Consider the following 15211-nt stretch of genomic DNA (forward strand, 5'->3'; position numbering starts at 1 on the left):
CGCCCACTCCAGCTTTCGCAGGAGTCGGCGGCTTGGTAGCAAGCCTTATTCGGTCTTGCGGATCTTCTCGACTATGGCCGTGGTGGAACTGTTCTCCACCAGCCCCAGCACCTTCACTGTGCCGCCATAAGCCTTGACGATATCGGCGCCGACCACCTGGTCGACCGAGTAATCCCCGCCTTTGACCAGCACATCCGGCTTGACCTGGGCCAGCAGGTTTTCCGGCGTGCCCTCGGGAAAGCTGATGACCCAATCCACCGCGCCCAGGCCGGCCAGTACCGCCATGCGCCGGTCGACGCTGTTGATCGGACGGCCAGGGCCTTTCAGGCGGCTGACCGAGGCATCGTCGTTGATCGCCACGATCAGGCGATCGCCTTGGGCCCGCGCCTGTTCGAGGTAGGTCACATGCCCGGCATGGAGGATATCGAAGCAGCCGTTGGTGAAGACGATCTTCTCTTTGTGCGCACGCGCATCGTCGATCGCCAGCAGCAGCTGGTCGAGGCTCAGCACACCACGCTCGGAACCTTCTTCACGCTGGATCGCGCGACGCAGTTCCGGTGCGCTGATGGCCGCGGTACCCAGCTTGCCGACCACGATGCCGGCAGCCAGGTTGGCCAGGGCCACCGCGTGCGGCAGCTCTTCGCCCGCCGCGATTGCCGCCGCCAGGGTGGAAATCACCGTATCGCCGGCACCGGTCACATCGAACACTTCACGGGCCCGGGCTGGCAGGTGCAGCGCCGGGTGATCGGGACGCAGCAGGGTCATGCCGTGCTCGCCACGAGTCACCAGCAAGGCACCCAGCTCCAGGTCGTGCATCAGCTTCGCGCCTTTGCTGACCAGGTCGTGCTCGTCGACGCAACCGCCGACTATGGTTTCGAACTCGCTGAGGTTCGGGGTGATCAGGCTGGCGCCGCGGTAAATCGAAAAGTCCTTGCCTTTCGGGTCCGCCAATACCGGGATGCCACGGGCACGCGCGGCCTGGATCAGCGCCTGATGGTTCTTCAGGGCACCCTTGCCATAGTCGGACAACACCAGCACCTTGATGCCGTCCAGCAACTGGTCGACTTCAGCGCCCAACGCCAGGGCGTCGGTGGCGAAAGGTTCTTCGAAATCGATACGCAGCAATTGCTGGTGCCGACTCATGACCCGCAGCTTGACGATGGTCGGCTGATGGGCAATGCGCTGGAACAAGGCGCGGACGCCCGCCCCTTCAAGACTGTTGGAGAGACTGTCGGCAGCCTCGTCGTCACCGGTGACGCCGACCAGCGAGGCCGGTGCGCCGAGCGCGGCAATGTTCAAGGCAACGTTCGCGGCACCGCCCGGGCGGTCCTCGATTTGCTCGACCTTGACTACCGGTACCGGCGCCTCAGGGGAAATCCGTGAGGTACCACCATGCCAGTAACGGTCGAGCATGACATCGCCGACCACCAAGACAGGGGCTTGATCGAATCGCGGCATGGACAACTTCATGGAGCAACCCACATACAAAATGAACAGGGGCGCGATATTAACACAGGGTGAACGCTGCCTAGTTCTACCGCTGCACGAGTATTCGCGATCGCCGCAAACTGTTCATTTATTGAGCAAAAGCGCCATGAGCCGGTCTGTCGCACAGGCCAGCCCGACCGTTTCGGTATCGATCTCGCAGTCGGGATAAAGCGGCGCTTCGTAGGGGCTGTCGAGCCCGGTGAAGTCCTGGATACGCCCTTCACTCGCCGCCTGATACAGGCCCTTGGGGTCGCGTTGGGCACAGACAGCGAAGGATGTACTCACGTACACCTCGAGAAATTCGTCTGCCGCGAACAAGGCCCGGGCAGCGGCGCGCTCCGCGCGAAACGGTGAAATTGCCGAGACGATCACGATCAGCCCCGCCTCCACCATCAACCTCGCCACCTCGGCCAGGCGCCGGATGTTTTCCTTGCGTGCCTCGGCGCCCATGCCCAGGTCACGACACAGGCCGCCACGCACGTTATCGCCATCAAGGACAAAGGTGTGCAGGCCCTGCCCGTTCAGGCGCAGTTCCAGCAGGTTGGCCAGGGTCGACTTGCCGGCGCCGGACAAACCGGTCAGCCAGATGCAACACGGACGCTGCTGCTTGAGCGCCGCCCGCTCGGCAGCGGTCAGGGACAGGCTGCAGGGGCGGATATCCGGTCGCGGGCAATGCGCCGGCAGGGGTTCATTCATAGCCGAGCATCTCGTAGTCGCGCTGGTAGGCTCGACGCACCAGCCGCCGGGTGCGTACCGAGCAGAACTCCCGGGCAGGCGCCTGGTGCCGCTGCCGCGATTCGTTGAGGTGCGGCAGGGACCTGCTCACGCCCAGGTGCTCGCTGAGCAACTGATAGTCGCGCTGCAGGTGCTCCTGATAGCCGATGAAGTCCATGTTCAGGCGCCCCATGGAATCCACCAGGAAGTCGGTCTGCGGGGCGAAGTGCAGTTGCTTGTGGATATTTTCCGGGTGCAGCCAGCGTCCGACAAAATCGTCGAAATCGCGATAGTGGCTGACCAGCCGCTGGGCGGCCTGGTCGCGGCGACTGAGTTCGTTGCCACGCAGGAAGGCATAGGCCGAATAGGCTCGTTCCAGGGGATCGCGGACCACGGCGAACTTGAAGCTGCCGGCGAACTGCTGGGGAAACTGTTGCTCGTACCAGTACAGAGGCAGGTGGCCTGGCGTCCAGCCATCGAACAATGCCGAACACAGGCTGCTGCCCGCGCACTTGGGCACATGGATGAACACACAACCGTGCTGACGGAACGGCTCCGGAAAACGGACGTTGGCGGACATGACCTTGTTCACCACCTGCCGGTCCACCACAGACAGGCGCCCAAGCAAGAAGGCCCGTTGCGACTTGGGCAATAACTTCCACAGATAACGTTGCAGCATTCCAGTACCCGCGCGACGGGGTTGGCCCCCTCGATTCAGTCGACGATTGAGGCTGGAACCATAACAAGCACGAGACGCGGAATTATTTAGGCTTGGTCAAGACTGTAAGGGGCGGGATACAAAGACCGGCCGGCGCATTGCACGCCGGGGTCGTTCCAGGATGGGCAGTGCCCACCCTGAAGCTCGGTCAGGCAATGCCTTCGGACGCAGGCTCGTCCAGGCCCATGGCATGCAGGCGCGAGTAGTAGCCGTTCTGCGCCAGCAGGTCGACATGGGTGCCGCGCTCGACGATCCGCCCCTGGTCCATGACCAGAATCAGGTCGGCCTTCTCGATGGTCGACAGGCGGTGTGCGATCACCAGGGTGGTGCGCCCCTTCATCACCTTGTCCAGGGCCGCCTGGATATGCCGCTCGGACTCGGTATCCAGGGCCGAGGTGGCTTCGTCGAGAATCAGCAACGGCGCATTTTTCAACAGGGCCCGGGCAATTGCCAGACGCTGGCGCTGACCGCCGGAGAGCAGCACGCCGTTCTCGCCGACCTGGGTGTCCAGGCCTTCGGGCAGCTGCGAAATGAAATCCATGGCATAGGCATCCGCCGCCGCCTTCTCGATATCTTCCCGCGGCGCCCCGGCCAGATCGCCATAAGCAATGTTGGCGGCCACGCTGTCGTTGAACAGGGTCACATGCTGGGTCACCTGGGCCACATGCCGGCGCAGGTTGCGCAGACGGTAATCCTCGATCTCCACGTCATCGAGGAGAATCTGCCCCGTCTCATGGTGATAGAAGCGTGGAATCAGGCTGGCCAGGGTCGACTTGCCGCTGCCGGAGCGGCCGACCAGCGCGATCATCTGCCCGGGAGCCGCGGAGAAACTGATGTCCTTCAGCACTTCACGGTCGGTGCCCGGATAGGTGAAGCTCAGGTTGCGCACGTCCAGGCGACCCTCGATGCGCTCACGCTCGACCTGGCCCCGATCGACCTCAGGCTCGACGTCCAGCTGTTCGAAGATGCTTTCCGCGCCCGCCACGCCTTTCTGGATGGTCGAACTGACTTCCGAGAGCTGGCGAATCGGCTTGGGCAGCAGGCCCGCCGCGGTGATGTAGGCCACCAGGTCGCCCGCGGTGGCATCGCCACGCAGGAACAGCACCAGGAACATCAGCACCGCCATGGCGGAGTAGATCACCAACTGCAGCATCGGCGTGTAGACCGCACCGGTCTTGGTCATGCGCAGCTGCTTGTCGGTGTTGCTCTGGCTGGCGTCGACGAAACGCTGCTGCTCGTAGCTTTCGCCACCGAAGCTGCGAACCACGCGATAGCCTTGAATGGTCTCGGAGGCCACGTGGGTCACATCGCCCATCGCCACCTGGATCTTCTTGCTCTGCTTGCGGAATTTCTTGCTGGTGCTGCCGACCATGACCGCAATCAACGGCAGGATCGCCAGCATCACCAGGGTCAGCTTCCAGTTCATCCACAACAGGTAGACGAACAGGAACACCACCGTCAGGCCTTCACGAATCACTACCTTGATGGCGTCGGTGGCGGCACCGGTGACCATGGTGACGTTGAAGGTGATGCGGGAAATCAGATGCCCGGAGTTGTGGGTGTCGAAGTAGCGGTTCGGCAGCACCAGCAGCTTGTTGAACAGTTCGACCCGCAGGTCATGCACCAGCCCCAGGGAAACCTTCGCCAGGTAGTAGTTGCCGAGGAAGGAGCCGAGCCCCTGCCAGGCCGCGATCAAGATGATCAGCAGCGGCACCGCCATCAATAGCTGCAAGTCGCGCAGATAGGGAACGCTGGGGAAGAGCACCGCTTCGGGATTGCTCAAGCCGTCGACGAAATATTTGAGAATGCCCGCCAGCATCGGCTGGGTGGAGGCAAATATCACGAAGCCCACGATACTCAGCAGGAAAATGCCAATGTAGGGTTTTACATACCCCAACAGCCGAAAATAGATTTTCAGGCTGGAGTCCTGTTCCGCTTTACGCGGTGCGTCACTCATCGTCGAGCTCACTGTTTAGGAGGAACGCGGGATTTTATCACAGCCTGTGTGACTGCCCCGCGCCCAGACCAAAACAGTAGCCAGACCGATCGGCAGCCAACTGATGAACCATTCGGCGCGAGGGGTTCCGGTCAGGCTGGCGGCATCGAACTGCATGGCCAGGAAGGAGAACAGCCAAATGCCGATGACGCCCCGGCCATAGAGCGTTTCACGGGCGCGCCAGGCTTCGCGCAGCGCTGCAAACCAGGCCACGACCCAGAGCAAGAGCCCGGGGATCCCCAGTTCGATGGCAATGTGGCTGAACAGGTTATGGGCATGATCGAAAGCCTGCCCTTCGGCATGCACGCTATAGCCTGAACCCAGGCCGAGGCCTGTCCATGGATGTTCGGCGATCATCTGCAGGCTGGCCATCAGGATCTGCGGGCGAAAGGAAACGCCACGCGCCAGGACCAAAGGCTCGAGAAACCAGAACGCCGACATTGCCAGCAACAATGCTGCCGCCGCGAAAATTCGGCTGAGTCGGTCACGGCACCAGATCGGCATCGCCAGCACGGTCAGGAACAGGGCCAGGGCAGCACCGCGGCTCTGGCAGAGCACGACAAACCCACCGAGCACCGCCAACGCCACCAGCCACACCGTTTGAAGGGCGCGAGTACGCGGCACCCAGTGCAGCAGCCAGATGGCGGCCAGGCCGATGACATAACCACCCAGGATCGGATGCGCCAGCTCACCCAATCCCACAAGGCGTGCCCACCAGACATTTCCGTTGATCCAGTAGAACTGGATGATGGCCATCAGCGCCGTCACCGCCAGCCCCAGTCCGCCCCACTGCATGACGCGAATCACCCGCTCAGTCCGGGCATTGGCGAAAACCGGGAAGAACAGCAGGAACACTACGATGTACAGCAGGCGCTTGGCCTCACGCGATGGGTCCGCCGCCTGCGTCCATAGCAGGCTGACCAGCCCCCATATCGCCAACCCCAGCAACGCCAGGCCAAGCCAGCGTTGGGCATGCCACCATTCAACCAGGCGTTGACGCGCGGGCCAGGCCAGAATCATCGCCGGCAACCACAAAAAGGCCACCAGCCCCTGTTGGTAGAGCTTGTTGGTGGGCGCCAGTGCGATGGCCAGCAAAAACCATAGCAACCCGATTGTCATCCATACTTGCGCCCAACGTGTGGCCTGCATCTACTCGCTCCTAAATGATTCACCAGCCAACCCGGCATGGTTAAAACAACAACTTTTCGGCATCATTGCCCGCCACTGTGCCCGCCACTTCGACAAGGCTTCCTACGATGCAATGCTCCCGGCTTCCCCAAGCCACTTTGAATCAGATGATTGAAGGCGCCAGAATTCTGGAGGCCGACAGTTACGGCCCGAAAGTCTACCTGTTGCAGGATGGGAATATTCTGAAACTGTTTCGGCGCAAGCGTCTTTTTTCATCCGCCCTGTTTCGGCCCTATTCGAGGCGCTTCATCGACAACGCCGCGCGCCTGGAACAACTCGGCGTTCCCACGCTGCAGGTTCTGGACTTCTACCGCCTGGAACAACCCGGCATGACCGCGGTGCTCTACCGACCGCTGCCAGGCGAAACCCTGCGCCAGGTCGCCAGCAAGGAAGGCTTCGACTGGCAACAGACCTTGCCGGCCCTGGTCGAGCTGATTCGCAGCCTGCACAACTCGGGGATCTACTTTCGCTCGCTGCACCTGGGCAACATCGTCATCACCCCGGATAACCGCTTCGGCCTGATCGATGTGGCCGACATGCGTTTTTTCCGCGGACCATTGCCGCGCCATCTGGTCAAACGCAACCTGCAACACTTCGCCCGTTATATTGCCCGGGAGAAGCTGAACGGGAGCTTTCCGATACAAGCGCTGGAACAGGCCCTACTTTCGGCATGACAACAGGGAGGTAGCGGCCTGGCTGAAGCGCTGCCAGGCCAGGTCGGGGGCCAGAGCAGCGTACTGATCCGCCGCGATGCTCTGGACGGGCAGGCCGAGGGCCTGAAAAATGGCCTCCTGCCAGGCGTCGATATCATTCACCGGCGCATAACGCCCGGTTTCAGCCAACTGCTCACGGAACACTGGCAAATCGCTGGTCAATACCGGCACACCGGACATCACGGCTTCCTGCAGGATCAACCCCAGGCCCTCGTCCAGCGACGGGATGGCCACCCAGTCGAATGCCTTGTAAAGCATTGCCGCATGCTTCAGATGTCCAGGCAGCGAAACCCTGTCCTGCAGGCCCAGCTGGTTGATGCGGGCCTCGAGCGCTGTGCGATTCGAGCCCTCGCCGATAATCACCAGACGCATCTCCGGCCGGCTCGCCAAGGCCTTGGCGAAAGCCTCCAGCAGGCAAGCAAAACCTTTATCGTCCACCAGACGGCCGACCGCGCCGAATACCGGAACATCGTCCACGGGCAGGCCGAGGGTGGCCCGGGCCTCGGCACGCGGCAGCAGCCTTGCATTGAACTCCTGCGGGTCGAACGCGCTGCGCAAGGCCGTCACTGGCATCTGCAAATCGTATTCGAGGGAAGACGCCAGGGTCTGCGAAACGGCCGCGAGCGTCAGCTGCGAGGCGGGGAACTGCCGGAACAGCTGCTGATCCTTGCGGTGCAAGCGCGTGGAGCCGTGGATCACCACCACCGCACGCATGTGCGGCAATGACTTGAGGACCGGCAACAAGGTACGCGCCACCCCCAGGCCATCGAGCAACAGCACCTGGGCATCAGTCTCCTGCAGAGCCTTGCGAAAGCGGGCCCGCAGCCAGGGTTTGAGCAAGCGCCAGAAATGCTTGCCCTTCAGGCGCACCGACGACAGGTTCCACTCCCGGCATTCCCCCACTTCGGCAACGCATCCGGTGGACGAGCCTTGCAGCAGCCAGGTCTTGACCACAGTGCCTGGCTCGGCCTGAGAGAGGATCTGCTGGTGAACCTTGTGAACGGAGGCAAATGCACTGCCGCCTGCCCACATGACGTTGAGAATGCTCATTGGGCACATAGCCCTTTCGCGGTATTCGGAAAAGTGAAACCGGTAGAACTAATTGATAAACCAGCCAATACCGACTCCAACCAACAGGACTAAAACAAGCTTGATTTGCTCGCGACGACTGCGCCGAGCCTTACGCTGCCGCTCGGCGGCAGTCTCCACATGCAGACCGAAGCCTGTATGCAGCACCGCGTCGCCTTCCAGGCTGACAGCCGTCAGGTTCAGCTCAGCATAGCGCTTGGACAGCGCTTTCTCGCCTCCGTGCCCGGCGAAAGGCGCGCACAGTCGATACTCTGCCATCCGGCGCAAGCCCGGGTTCAGGGAGAAGCTCTGCCACTCGGGTTTATCGGAGATCAGCGGATAACAAGGCACACCACCGATCAACTCGCGGGCACCCAAGTGGATGTAGGGACTATGGACTCGCAGGTCGTGGGCATAACTGCGCAACCAGACCTGCAGGATGTCCGGGCGCTGCTCGAGAATCGCTTTCGAATCCTCGACAAAACCCGGGCGATAGAACTCCCAATCGTCTTCGCAATGGAAGATATAGGGGGTCTTGACCTGCTCGTAGGCCAGGTCGATCGACGCCAATTGCCCGAGCTTCGGCCGGTTGACGAAGAAGGTACAGTGATCTTTCCAATGGGCGGGCACCGCCGTGCGCACCCGCTCGTCGCCAGCATCTTCAGTGATGAAGACTTCGCGGATCGGCGCGCTGTTGAAGCGATCGAAACTCTCCAGCGTGAGCTTGAGCAGGTCCAGACGACCGCAACTGGTGACCACCAGGGTGATGTCACTCTCTTGACTAAACTGCACTTGATTCTCACCTACGACAAAGTGCGATCACTATTAAGGGCTCAGTGATCGCTGTCAAACACCCAGCTTCGAGCGTACGCGCTCGATAAGGCTCAAGGGTGCACGAGGCCGCAATGCGGGCTGGAGTTCCTCGACAATACGCTGCCCGATACGGGCGAAGCTGAACTGAGAGACCGCCAGATCGCGGCCGTTTCGCGCGATACTCTGCGCCAGGGCCGGATCGGCGCGCAGCATGGCGAGTTTTTCCTGCAATTGCGGGATGTTCTGATAAAAGACCACGTTGTGCAGGTCCTGCAAGCCCAGCGCGCGGTTTTCCGCCTCACCCTGGTCGAATGCCAGCAACACACAGCCACAGGCCATGGCCTCGAAATTCTTGATCATGTATTCGCCCATGCCGACGTCGGCACTGACGAAAAAGCGGATACGGTTGAGGGTGTCGCAATACTCTTCGCCCGACTTGGTCCGCGTCACCACCAGGGGCTCGACCTGGCCAAGTTCGTCGAGCAGCGCCTTGCGCCCGCTGTAGGCCACGCTGTTGGTGCTGCCGACGAATGCCAGTTCGATATCCCGCTCGCGGCCCTGATCCTGCAGCAGGGTCTGGTCGTAGCCCTTGGGCACGAATACCGCGTCGAAACCTTCCTGGCGCAAGCGCTCGCTGACCATGAACCCCGAGCTGATCACCCGTGCCCACGGCAGGCGGCGGTAGTGCGCGCTGAACTTGCCGGTGTACTTGCAAGGGATGTAGTTCTGGTAGGCGTCGTGCTCGAGGATCACCAGATTGGGAATGCTACGGATGAAACTCGCCTGGCGGATTTCCTGCTTGAAACGCAGGAAGAACACGATACGGTCGTAGCGCGATACCTCCACCTCACGGCGGAAATAGCCACGCAGGTTGCGCTGCTCGTCGCTGCTCAACCACCGCAGGTCGCATTCGCAATGAGCGGCAACGCCTTCGTACAGGCGGTCCAGAATGGCCCGCTGTTCTTTCTGCACCAGAAATAGAACCTTCATCATCTTCCTTGCAGCCGTGAGCAACCGGACAAAAGAGCGAAACTACCCTGGCCGACAGGCAAAAGGGTGTCATGCAATATCAATTTACAAACGCCAGAACAGCTCATGCCGGCGTACCGCCTTGCGGAAAAACTCGTTCTCGCCATAAGGCGAAGCGGCGCGGCCGGCCAACACACGCTGCAGGACCCGGCGCAGGCGGCGCTTGAACGGCGCCCGCGGCTGCAGGTCATGCATCATGCCCAGGGCCATCGCCTTGTCGCGTTGCTGCTCGACCGATAGCGGCAAGCAGCAGGGCCTGAGCTCCTGGGTCGGGTCGAACACCGGTGGCAGGGCAATGCCCGCCCCCGAATCGCCCATCGGCCAACGGTCGTTGTCATGCAAGTGATTGGCGTAACCGAGCAAGGTGGTCGGCTGCCACTCCAGCCCCTGCAACGCTTCCAATACCGCCTGCTGGGCGCAGAGGTGGTCCGGGTGCGGGTCGAGTGTCGGATGCGGCAGCACGATCACCTCGGGGCGCGCCTTGAGCAACAGCGCCCGCAGGTCGGCCAAGAGGTTGTTCCAGGTCGGCGCGCCATCGGCATCCGCTGGCAGCGGGAACGGATTGAACTGGCGGAACAGGCGGATATCCGACAGCTCGGCCTCGCGGGACGCCACAGGGCGATTCGGCGCTGCCTGCATGGCCGGCAGTTGCAGGCAGAAGTACCCCAGCTGCACACAGCGCGCCTCGGCAACCCCGGCCCAACGCGGCACCGCGATACTGTCCCAGGCCCGCAGCCGGCCCTTGATCCGCGCCGCATCGGCACCGTTCATGCCCATCTGCCGGTAATGCTCGGCCTCGATCTCGCCCGCGGTCAGCGTGACGATCCAGGTTTCGTCGGCCTGGCTGTACAGACCGAAGGCGGCCAGTTCGGCATCGTCGGCATGGGGGGCGATGACCATCACCCGCTGGTGGCGATAGTCCGGCTCGCGGAACACCGACAACAGCGGCTCGCCGTGCACCCGGCAGAAACGCCCGCGCAGTTGCAGCTTGCCGCTGGCCAGAGGCCGTGCCAGCCCGCTGAGGTTGAGATAACGCAAGCCGTTCACGCCGCGCTCGAATGTCTGCCGATCCTGCCCCGCCAAAGAGACGCAAGGGTCGAAAAAGCGCCCCAGCCAGGTGCTGCTGACCTTTACCGCAAGGATCAGGGTTTCATCCCCCGCGAGGTCGATCGCCTGGTCCAGCACCAGGCGCTCCTTGTCCAGGTGGACCTTGGGCTGCTCGGTGCCGAACGGAAAGCTGTACTGATAATCGTCCCGGGGCGAATAAAACAGGTGGTCGGCGAACCAGGCCTCATGGGCCACCCAGGCCAGCACCGCGAGCAGCAGCGGCAACCACCAGGCCACCAGCACACCGACGGCCACCAGCACCAGCAGGCCAATCAGCAGAGCGAGGCGCTTCTGCCGGCGATGGCGTTTGAGCAACCGTTGCTTGCGACTCGGTGGCTGATTCATACCGTGAACACCGGAACGGGGTTGCACCAGCGATCCTTGTACTCGCGATCGGCGCGACCGAAGGAAAAACGCAGCGGCTTGTCGATGGCCCGCGCCTGTTCCCAGGCACTTTGCGTATTGAGGAAACTCAACACGCTGCCAGGGCTGAACTCGCGGGTTTCAGGATCGACGCCACCGTTGATGTATTCGACGCTGATCCACTCCGGCGCTTCGACCCGATACACCAGTTGAATGGCGATCGGCGCATCGTTGAGGAAAATCACCGAGCCGATCAGCAGCTCGCGCAGCAACTCGATGACTTCGGCCATGCGCTCGGCACCGGTGGCCGGGAACCCCCAGCGCCGCTGGAACAGATCGCAGTAGATGGCCGCCAGCTCCTGGCTGGAGAACTCGCCGACCGGACGCACCACGCCGCCCGCCTCTTCCAGCAGGCGCAGCTCGCGGCGCTGGTTGTAGCGAAACTTCTTCGACAGCTCTTCAGGCGTGCGAGCCATGGCCAGTTGTTCGGCCTGGGGCTTGAGGGTGCTGAAGCGGCCCTGGTTCAAGGCCGACAGGTAACGGCCGCGATGACGCAGCGGGGCCAGGGTGTCAGGTGCGGCCGGCAGGATCAGCTCGGCGTTGCCCAGGTCGAACAGGCCTTTCTTGCCGCGACGCTTGAGCACGTCCTTGGACAGCGCCAGGTCGCGCCCCCAGGTCGGGATCGCCGCCCGCAGTTCGCCGGCTTGTTCCCAGGCCAGGTAGCGGACCGGAATGCCCGCCAGGTTCGCCAGGCGCTCCACCACCAAAGGATGGGTGGCGACACTGCCGCCAAAACGCTGCCAGGCAGCGGCATAAGTCGAGGCGTCGACGACCGACCAGCCACGCTCGCGCCAGCCTTGGAATCGATTGAGCATCAGGGCCTCGCGGTCAGATCGGTAACTTGCGGCAGACGCCAGAAGGCGTCGCGAACAGCGCGGTCGGAGAATCGCTCGCGCAGGCGCTCGAACATCAGTTCGGCGCACAGCAGGCGCTGGTTCTCATCCATTCCGGCCAGGTGTTGCAGGCCCTGGGCCATATGCTCGGCATCGCCCAGCGGAAACAGGATGCCGACGCCTTCGACCACTTCCTTGGCCCCGCCACAGGCCGTCGCCAGCAGCGGCACGCCGGCGGCCATGGCCTCCAGCAGCACCATGCCGAAGGGCTCGTGGTCGGAGCTCAGGGCGAAGGCATCGAAAGCGCGGAAGAAACGCCGGGCTTCTGTGACCTGGCCGAGGAACAGCACACGGTCGGCGATGCCCAGCTCACGGGAAAGGTCCTTGAGGTTCTGCTCCAGGCGCCCGCTGCCGAGAATCGCCAGCTGGCTTTCCCAAGGCAGCCCCGGCAAGGCCGCGGCAAATCCGCGCAGCAGGGTGGCCTGATCCTTGTCCGGGTGCAGGCGTCCGACATTGCCGACGATCCAGGCGGAAGACGACAGCCCCAGCTCCCGGCGCGCTTCGGCCTTCGGTAGCTGGGTCGCCTGCAAGGCTTCGACGTCGATCCGGTTGTACAGCGTCTGGATCCGCGCCGCCGGCCACTGCGGCAGGCAACTGCGCATGTCGTCGCGCACCGCATCGGACACACCGAGCAGGCTCAGGCGCTTGCGGAACAGGTTGGCAAACAGGCGGCGACTGCCGCGCTGGTAATCGCCAAACGCATGATGCACACCGATCACCGGCAACGCGGTGCCCAGCAATGCGATGTAGATCGGCTTGAAACGGTGGGCGATGCAGAAGCTGAAGTTGCGCGACGCGGCGATCTTGCGCAGGTCGCGTATAGCCCCCAGCTTCAGGCCACGGATGGCCTTGGAGCTGTACTCCATGAACAGCACTTCGTCGCTGGCGCAGCCATCGGCCACCTCGGCATCGGCGACCCCGGTGAGGAACACCGTGGTCACGCGATAGCCGCTGCCCGCGAACAGGCTGGCATATTGCCGGGCACAGTCCAGGAACGGCCCGTCATAGCCGTGGCAGAACTGCAGGACGTGGCGCTCAGCCGAGCGTGTCATAAGGGTCCACGCCGTCTTTGACCACCAGGATGTCTTCCATGATCAGGTACTGCAGATCGGAGCCGAAGAACATGTTCAGGGCGTCGGTCGGCGAGCAGATCATCGGCTCGCCACGGCGGTTGAGCGAGGTGTTCAGCGACACGCCGTTGCCGGTCAGGACTTCCAGGGCCTTCATCATGTCGTAGTAGCGCGGGTTGTATTCGCGCTTGAGCACCTGGGCCCGGGAAGTGCCGTCTTCGTGGACCACTTCCGGTACGCGGGTCTTCCACTCTTCCGCCACTTCGAAGGTAAAGGTCATGAACGGTGCGGGGTGATCGACCTTGATCATCTGCGGACCGACGGTGTCGAGCATCGACGGGCAGAAAGGCCTCCAGCGCTCGCGGAACTTGATCTGCTCGTTGATCCGGTCGGCCACGCCGGTAGCGCTCGGGCAACCGATGATCGAACGACCGCCCAGGGCACGCGGACCGAACTCCATGCGACCCTGGAACCAGGCCACCGGGTTGCCGTCGACCATGATCTTGGCGATACGCTCGGGGGTGTTGTCGATCTGGCGCCAGGCCGGCTTGTTCGGGTGACGGGCACAGGCGGCGATCACGTCTTCGTTGCTGTAGGACGGGCCGAGATAGACGTGTTCCATCTTCTCCACCGGCACGCCGCGCGCGTGGGAAACATAGGCCGCGGCACCGACCGCGGTACCGGCATCGCCGGACGCCGGTTGCACGAACAGCTCTTTGACTTCCGGACGGGCGATGATCTTCTGGTTCAGCTTGACGTTCAGCGCACAGCCGCCGGCGAAGGCCAGCTTGCCGGTTTCCTTGAGGATGTCGCCCAGGTAGTGGTCGATCATCTGCAGCGCCAGCTTCTCGAACAGCGCCTGCATGCTGGCCGCGTAGTGGATGTACGGCTCGTCGGCGATGTCGCCTTCGCGCTTCGGACCCAGCCACTCGATCAGCTTCGGCGAGAAGTAGAAACCCTTGCCCTTCTCTTTATAGCGGCGCAGGCCGATGACGTTGGCGTAATCGGTGTTGATCACCAGTTCGCCGTTTTCAAAGCTGGCCAGGCGGGAGAAGTCGTACTTGCTGGCATCGCCGTACGGCGCCATGCCCATGACCTTGAACTCGCCGTCGAGCATCTCGAAGCCGAGGAACTCGGTGATCGCGCCATACAGGCCGCCCAGGGAGTCCGGATCGTAGAATTCCTTGATCTTGTGGATCTTGCCGTTTTCGCCGTAGCCGAAGAAGGTCGTGGCGTACTCGCCCTTGCCGTCGATCCCGAGGATCGCGGTTTTCTCCTTGAAGCCGGAGCAGTGGTAGGCGCTGGAAGCATGGGCCAGGTGGTGCTCGACCGGCTCGATCTTGATCTTCTTCGGATCGAAGCCCAGTTGCTCGAGGCACCAGACGATCTTGTTGCGATAGCGCTTGTAGCGACGGTTGCCCATCAGGATCGCGTCGAGGGCGCGGTCCGGGGCGTACCAGTAACGCTTGGCGTAGTGCCAGCGGGCCTTGCCGAACAGGCTGATCGGCGCGAACGGAATCGCCACCACGTCAACGTCGGAAGGCTTGATGCCGGCCTGTTCCAGACAGAACTTCGCCGATTCGTAGGGCATGCGGTTCTTTGCATGTTTATCGCGTACGAAGCGCTCTTCTTCGGCAGCCGCCACCAGCTTGCCGTCGATGTACAGCGCTGCGGAAGGATCATGGCTAAGGGCGCCGGACAGGCCAAGAATCGTCAATGCCACAGGGGTCTAGCCTCTTAAGTCTGCATGCAGGCGACGTGCGCCTGGAATTAATGTGCTCCCCGCCAGGGGCGAGAAACAGCTAAAGGGCGGGATTATAGCGTAAACCTGCCGCGGGATGATCCCTGACGTTTCAGCGCCGGGCGCTGGCGCCAAATATGGCTTGCGAGGGATCTGTAGCCGCTGCCGCAGGCTGCGATAAGGCTCGAAGAGCCTTTCTGCGATCTCCAGAGCGCGACCGCTTCGCGCTCGATCGCAGCCTGCGGCAGCG

The 15211-nt window shown here is 62.6% G+C and carries 13 protein-coding genes; 1 reads left to right on the plus strand and 12 read right to left on the minus strand.

Features of this window, described 5'->3' with window-relative positions; all coding sequences use genetic code 11:
* Positions 1-45 precede the first annotated feature (45 nt).
* The 5 genes from hldE to PVZ80_RS16265 form a co-directional block, all read right to left on the minus strand.
* On the minus strand, positions 46-1470 hold the full coding sequence (gene hldE, locus PVZ80_RS16245) for a bifunctional D-glycero-beta-D-manno-heptose-7-phosphate kinase/D-glycero-beta-D-manno-heptose 1-phosphate adenylyltransferase HldE (RefSeq protein ID WP_009046663.1): 1425 nt from the start codon (positions 1468-1470) through the stop codon (positions 46-48).
* A 102-nt stretch (positions 1471-1572) separates the two neighbouring features.
* On the minus strand, positions 1573-2184 hold the full coding sequence (gene cysC / locus PVZ80_RS16250) for an adenylyl-sulfate kinase (RefSeq protein ID WP_273829311.1): 612 nt from the start codon (positions 2182-2184) through the stop codon (positions 1573-1575).
* Positions 2177-2881, minus strand: coding sequence for a sulfotransferase family protein (locus tag PVZ80_RS16255; protein ID WP_257371433.1), 705 nt, complete (start codon positions 2879-2881; stop codon positions 2177-2179). The genes cysC and PVZ80_RS16255 overlap by 8 nt, the downstream gene beginning before the upstream one ends.
* A 187-nt stretch (positions 2882-3068) precedes the next feature.
* Positions 3069-4877 carry a lipid A export permease/ATP-binding protein MsbA gene (msbA, locus tag PVZ80_RS16260; RefSeq protein ID WP_028683749.1) on the minus strand — a complete coding sequence of 603 codons (1809 nt, stop codon included), beginning with the start codon at positions 4875-4877 and terminating at the stop codon, positions 3069-3071.
* Positions 4878-4892: 15 nt separating this feature from the next.
* Positions 4893-6065 (minus strand): O-antigen ligase family protein, encoded by a 1173-nt coding sequence (locus PVZ80_RS16265; protein ID WP_198919663.1) that lies wholly within the window; start codon positions 6063-6065, stop codon positions 4893-4895.
* A 107-nt stretch (positions 6066-6172) separates the two neighbouring features.
* Between PVZ80_RS16265 and PVZ80_RS16270 the strand changes: the two genes are divergently transcribed.
* Positions 6173-6778, plus strand: a complete 606-nt coding sequence (locus tag PVZ80_RS16270; RefSeq protein WP_009046658.1) for a hypothetical protein — start codon at positions 6173-6175, stop codon at positions 6776-6778.
* Here the strand turns inward: PVZ80_RS16270 and PVZ80_RS16275 are convergent.
* The 7 genes from PVZ80_RS16275 to PVZ80_RS16305 form a co-directional block, all read right to left on the minus strand.
* Complete coding sequence (locus tag PVZ80_RS16275; RefSeq protein ID WP_029527142.1) at positions 6764-7867, minus strand: glycosyltransferase; 1104 nt, start codon at positions 7865-7867, stop codon at positions 6764-6766. The two genes, PVZ80_RS16270 and PVZ80_RS16275, sit on opposite strands and share 15 nt — an antisense overlap.
* 48 nt (positions 7868-7915) lie before the next feature.
* Positions 7916-8677 carry a hypothetical protein gene (locus PVZ80_RS16280; protein WP_009046656.1) on the minus strand — a complete coding sequence of 254 codons (762 nt, stop codon included), beginning with the start codon at positions 8675-8677 and terminating at the stop codon, positions 7916-7918.
* 54 nt (positions 8678-8731) lie between these two features.
* On the minus strand, positions 8732-9688 hold the full coding sequence (locus PVZ80_RS16285; protein ID WP_038630439.1) for a glycosyltransferase family protein: 957 nt from the start codon (positions 9686-9688) through the stop codon (positions 8732-8734).
* Between the two features lie 84 nt (positions 9689-9772).
* Positions 9773-11179 carry a PIG-L deacetylase family protein gene (locus PVZ80_RS16290; protein WP_273864205.1) on the minus strand — a complete coding sequence of 469 codons (1407 nt, stop codon included), beginning with the start codon at positions 11177-11179 and terminating at the stop codon, positions 9773-9775.
* On the minus strand, positions 11176-12072 hold the full coding sequence (locus tag PVZ80_RS16295; RefSeq protein ID WP_273864206.1) for an antimicrobial resistance protein Mig-14: 897 nt from the start codon (positions 12070-12072) through the stop codon (positions 11176-11178). Before PVZ80_RS16295 ends, PVZ80_RS16290 begins: the two co-directional genes overlap by 4 nt.
* On the minus strand, positions 12072-13202 hold the full coding sequence (locus PVZ80_RS16300; protein WP_273864207.1) for a glycosyltransferase: 1131 nt from the start codon (positions 13200-13202) through the stop codon (positions 12072-12074). The genes PVZ80_RS16295 and PVZ80_RS16300 overlap by 1 nt, the downstream gene beginning before the upstream one ends.
* Entirely contained in the window at positions 13186-14943 is a 1758-nt protein-coding gene (locus tag PVZ80_RS16305) for a carbamoyltransferase family protein (protein WP_009041869.1), read from the minus strand. The genes PVZ80_RS16300 and PVZ80_RS16305 overlap by 17 nt, the downstream gene beginning before the upstream one ends.
* Positions 14944-15211 lie beyond the last annotated feature (268 nt).

The organism is Pseudomonas sp. B3G-3 (assembly GCF_028640915.1).
GTDB classification, from domain to species: domain Bacteria; phylum Pseudomonadota; class Gammaproteobacteria; order Pseudomonadales; family Pseudomonadaceae; genus Aquipseudomonas; species Aquipseudomonas chlororaphis_I.

Excerpts from the sequence above, each read along its gene's own strand:
- PVZ80_RS16270 (WP_009046658.1), top strand. The coding sequence starts at position 6,173 with ATGCAATGCTCCCGGCTTCCCCAAGCCACTTTGAATCAGATGATTGAA.
- cysC (WP_273829311.1), bottom strand. The coding sequence starts at position 2,184 with ATGAATGAACCCCTGCCGGCGCATTGCCCGCGACCGGATATCCGCCCC.
- PVZ80_RS16295 (WP_273864206.1), bottom strand. The coding sequence starts at position 12,072 with ATGCTCAATCGATTCCAAGGCTGGCGCGAGCGTGGCTGGTCGGTCGTC.
- PVZ80_RS16265 (WP_198919663.1), bottom strand. The coding sequence starts at position 6,065 with ATGCAGGCCACACGTTGGGCGCAAGTATGGATGACAATCGGGTTGCTA.
- PVZ80_RS16285 (WP_038630439.1), bottom strand. The coding sequence starts at position 9,688 with ATGAAGGTTCTATTTCTGGTGCAGAAAGAACAGCGGGCCATTCTGGAC.
- PVZ80_RS16275 (WP_029527142.1), bottom strand. The coding sequence starts at position 7,867 with ATGAGCATTCTCAACGTCATGTGGGCAGGCGGCAGTGCATTTGCCTCC.
- hldE (WP_009046663.1), bottom strand. The coding sequence starts at position 1,470 with ATGAAGTTGTCCATGCCGCGATTCGATCAAGCCCCTGTCTTGGTGGTC.
- PVZ80_RS16290 (WP_273864205.1), bottom strand. The coding sequence starts at position 11,179 with ATGAATCAGCCACCGAGTCGCAAGCAACGGTTGCTCAAACGCCATCGC.
- PVZ80_RS16300 (WP_273864207.1), bottom strand. The coding sequence starts at position 13,202 with ATGACACGCTCGGCTGAGCGCCACGTCCTGCAGTTCTGCCACGGCTAT.
- msbA (WP_028683749.1), bottom strand. The coding sequence starts at position 4,877 with ATGAGTGACGCACCGCGTAAAGCGGAACAGGACTCCAGCCTGAAAATC.
- PVZ80_RS16255 (WP_257371433.1), bottom strand. The coding sequence starts at position 2,881 with ATGCTGCAACGTTATCTGTGGAAGTTATTGCCCAAGTCGCAACGGGCC.